At 32.1% G+C, this 3,404-nt stretch carries 6 protein-coding genes; 2 read left to right on the forward strand and 4 right to left on the reverse strand.

Annotation, left to right across the window (positions count from 1 at the left end):
• The 3 genes from BN350_RS20345 to BN350_RS15300 all read right to left on the reverse strand — a co-directional run.
• Positions 1-173: glycoside hydrolase family 3 C-terminal domain-containing protein (locus BN350_RS20345; protein WP_315968805.1), on the reverse strand; the 173-nt coding region annotated here is incomplete at its 3' end.
• A 97-nt stretch (positions 174-270) separates the two neighbouring features.
• Complete coding sequence (locus BN350_RS19475) at positions 271-585, reverse strand: cupin domain-containing protein (protein WP_231385303.1); 315 nt, start codon at positions 583-585, stop codon at positions 271-273.
• Between the two features lie 82 nt (positions 586-667).
• Positions 668-1,378 (reverse strand): gamma-glutamyl-gamma-aminobutyrate hydrolase family protein, encoded by a 711-nt coding sequence (locus tag BN350_RS15300; protein WP_028044379.1) that lies wholly within the window; start codon positions 1,376-1,378, stop codon positions 668-670.
• A gap of 288 nt (positions 1,379-1,666) precedes the next feature.
• On the opposite strand from BN350_RS15300, the gene BN350_RS15305 reads away from it, so the two are divergent.
• Both BN350_RS15305 and BN350_RS19480 read left to right on the forward strand, forming a co-directional pair.
• Positions 1,667-2,362 carry a 5'-methylthioadenosine/adenosylhomocysteine nucleosidase gene (locus BN350_RS15305; RefSeq protein WP_028044380.1) on the forward strand — a complete coding sequence of 232 codons (696 nt, stop codon included), beginning with the start codon at positions 1,667-1,669 and terminating at the stop codon, positions 2,360-2,362.
• Positions 2,363-2,433: 71 nt separating this feature from the next.
• Positions 2,434-2,691, forward strand: coding sequence for a transposase (locus BN350_RS19480; protein ID WP_049945587.1), 258 nt, complete (start codon positions 2,434-2,436; stop codon positions 2,689-2,691).
• Positions 2,692-2,872: 181 nt separating this feature from the next.
• On the opposite strand, the gene BN350_RS15315 is transcribed toward BN350_RS19480, so the two are convergent.
• Positions 2,873-3,404 (reverse strand): site-specific integrase (locus tag BN350_RS15315; protein ID WP_028044381.1); only part of this gene is annotated, 532 nt, incomplete at its 5' end.

Genomic DNA, 3,404 nt, shown 5'->3' on the forward strand with positions numbered 1-3,404 from the left:
TGATTATAATATATTGGACACTGTCCTACAGAATATGGGAAGGTCATGGATAATCTTGCGCTTGGATTAACTGCTCCATACACAACATCAACAATACCATCTCCACCTTCAGTTCCTGAAATGCAGCAATGTAATAATGAATAAAGAATACACTTTAAGATAATATGCATCATCTTTTCTCTCACTATAGAGATACATTTGATACAGTAATTCCCTCATATTATCGAATCCTTTATTTTCAGGTAATTCAATTGTATTACAATGAATATGTCATGATTCCTTATTAGAAAATGTCTCTAAAAAGTCTCTTGATATTTGTAAAACAATAACTTCATTATCCTCTGGGCTTTGTGTAGAATGTGCTTCTTTTGAATTAATATAGATAAAATCATTTTGTTTTAATTCATACTTTTTCTTATTCATCCAAATATTTAGTTTTCCTCTTTTTACATAAAGCATTTCTGCTGACGTATGCCAATGAAAAGGTATAATACGTAAATCATTATGAGCAGAAAAACTAAATATTTTGACTGGTATACTTTCATTAGGAATAATAAGTTCATGTTTATATTCAGTATTATTCATTATCATTTCCTCTTTCTATCTATAATATGAGTATACATGATTATTTTTCACAAAGCAAAAAGAATGGAAAATAATTTCCACTCTACTTTTGATAATTACACTGATAAACAAATACATCAAATAATTTTTGCATCTGTTCATTTTTTTGACACATACACTCAGGATGAAATTGTACACCTAAAATATTCAAAATATTATGTTGAATAGCTTCAACAATACTATCCTCACTTCTTGCGACCACTCTAAATTCATCAGCAATTTTCTTAATTGACTGATGATGAAAACTATTCACATAAGCTTTATCTCCAAAGATTGGAAATAAGAAACTATCTTTTTTAATTCTAATGATATGGGTTGGATATTCTCTTCTTTCTTTTTGTTCATGTTGAAAAACATATTCATTGGCATAACGATTATCTTGGTATAAAGTTCCTCCAAAAGCAACATTAATAATCTGTTGTCCTCGACAGATTCCTAAAATAGGAATTCTTCTATCTGCACATTGTTTAATTAATTCAATTTCATATTGATCACGATATGAATCTGATGGTCCCTGATCATATGACCAATTTTCTTTATAAAACATTGGATTTACATCCTGACCTCCAGTTACAAGTAATCCATCAATACGCTGAATTTGTTCAGTAATCATATCATTTTTCTTTGTAACTGATAATAGTACAGGTATTCCACCAGCATTCTCTACAGCTTCAACATAATCCTGCTGAACATATTGTTCATATCTTCCATCAATCATTCTTTCACTACATGTTATTCCTATAATTGCTTTCATATTTCTCACTCTCTTAATCAATTTTTTTCATTATCTTTATTTTTAGGCATCTCTAGGAATTATCATTCCATATAATTACAGGGGTATTCACACTTCTTGACATATAATCTTCATATTAGTCTTTAATCATGAAATCAAAGACTTTATTTACTATTGTCATTTACTCACCTTTGATTTCTTTTTATCATTATATCACAAGAACAAACCAGTTTCATTATATATCAATATCTAAAATTCTTTTATCAAATACTGTTTACTGATATAATAAAAATCATGGAGGATGAACATATGAAAATAGGTATTATTTGTGCAAGTGATGAGGAAGTGAAACCATTTCTTTCATTGTTAGAACATGAAAAGGTAACATATAAATCTATGCTTTCTTTTCATGAAGGAAAAATTCATGGAATTGATGTTGTCACTCTTTTTTGTGGTGTATGTAAAGTTAATGCTGCAATTGCTTCACAGATCCTCATTGATACTTTTCACTGCACTGCCCTTATTAATGCTGGTACTGCTGGTGGTATTGATAACAATGTTCAGTTATATGATATTATTGTTGCAACAGAAATAACCTATCATGATGTTGATGAAAAAATATTAACAGATTTTCATCCCTGGTTATCTTCACCTTATTTTCAATCTCATGAGCAATTGCTCAAATATGCAAAAAAAACTGCTCAAAAATTGAATTTTGAATATGAAATTCATTTTGGAAGAATGGTGACTGGAGAACAATTTGTAGAAAACAAAGAAAGGGAAAATATTATAAAGATGTATCATCCCTTGAGTGTTGATATGGAAACAGCGAGTATTGCTCATGTCTGTTATGTTAATGAAACTCCTTTTATTGCAATTCGAGCCATTACAGATACACTCACAAATCCTGGTATCCCTACTTTTGAGGCCAATTGTCAAAAGGCTTCTCAAATTTCTGCCCAATTTGTTAATAATATGTTGAGATTAATAAAAACCACAATTTAGATTTGATATGATCCCACTAAAGTAGACACACGAAATATAAAAACGTGTATCTATGGAGGTGGGATTTTATTATGAGTAGAAAAGAAAAAGTATCTTATGAAGAAAAAGTAAAAGCGTGTGAGGATTATCTCAATAATACAACAAGTGTATTTGCAATAGCACAATCGTTAAGTGTTAATCAAAGAACAGTTTTTGATTGGATAAATAAATATCGTGATATTGGCAAAGAGTCATTAATCACATCAAATAAGAATAAGACATATACAAAAGAGTTTAAAGAACAAGTCGTTATAGAATATTTAAATGATGAAGGATCTCTGGATTTTTAAAAGAAAAAACTTCTATAATAAATTGATTATCTTTTCATAAGTTGTCAAATGTCTGTATAGCCTGTATTTACGGGCGTTACGGGCATTTTTCATATTGGAAGATACTTTGCATATGCTGGCATATCCCAGCGTGTTTTGGCAGCCAAAAGTAGTAAAAGTGTAGTAAACTCTGCCTTTACTACTAGGCACATAACCTGTCCATTTCAGCTTTAGCAGAAGCAGAAGAACCATGTGCGTAATACCCAAGCGTCATCGTGATGTTGGCGTGTCCCATAAGGTACTGCAAGGTGTTTGGATTCATGCCCTTGTTTGCCATATTCGTACAGAACGTGTGTCTGAATGTATGTGGCGTTACATTTGGCAATGCTGCCTCATGGCACTTGTTATACTTCTTGACAAGTCCTCTTACCATACTCTCATAGTTGCAAGCGACCTTTGGCAACCCGTCATTGTTGAGAAACAGAAAATCTCTGTAGCCGTCAGTAACGATAGGCTCTGCTTTCCCACGGCTTTTTACAATCCTCTTTAACGCCTGATAGACATTCTCTGTCATTGGAATCTCTCTGTCACCGTTTTTGGTTTTCGGAAGCTCAATGTAGTACCCGATTTCACTATCTCTCAATAGCTGGTGGTCTACATGGATTATCCTGTTTGGAAAGTCCAAGTCAATCTTGGTCAGTCCGCAAAATTCAGAGATACGAAGTCCCGTCCCC

The organism is Candidatus Stoquefichus massiliensis AP9, from assembly GCF_000455285.1.
GTDB classification, from domain to species: Bacteria; Bacillota_I; Bacilli_A; order Erysipelotrichales; family Coprobacillaceae; genus Stoquefichus; species Stoquefichus massiliensis.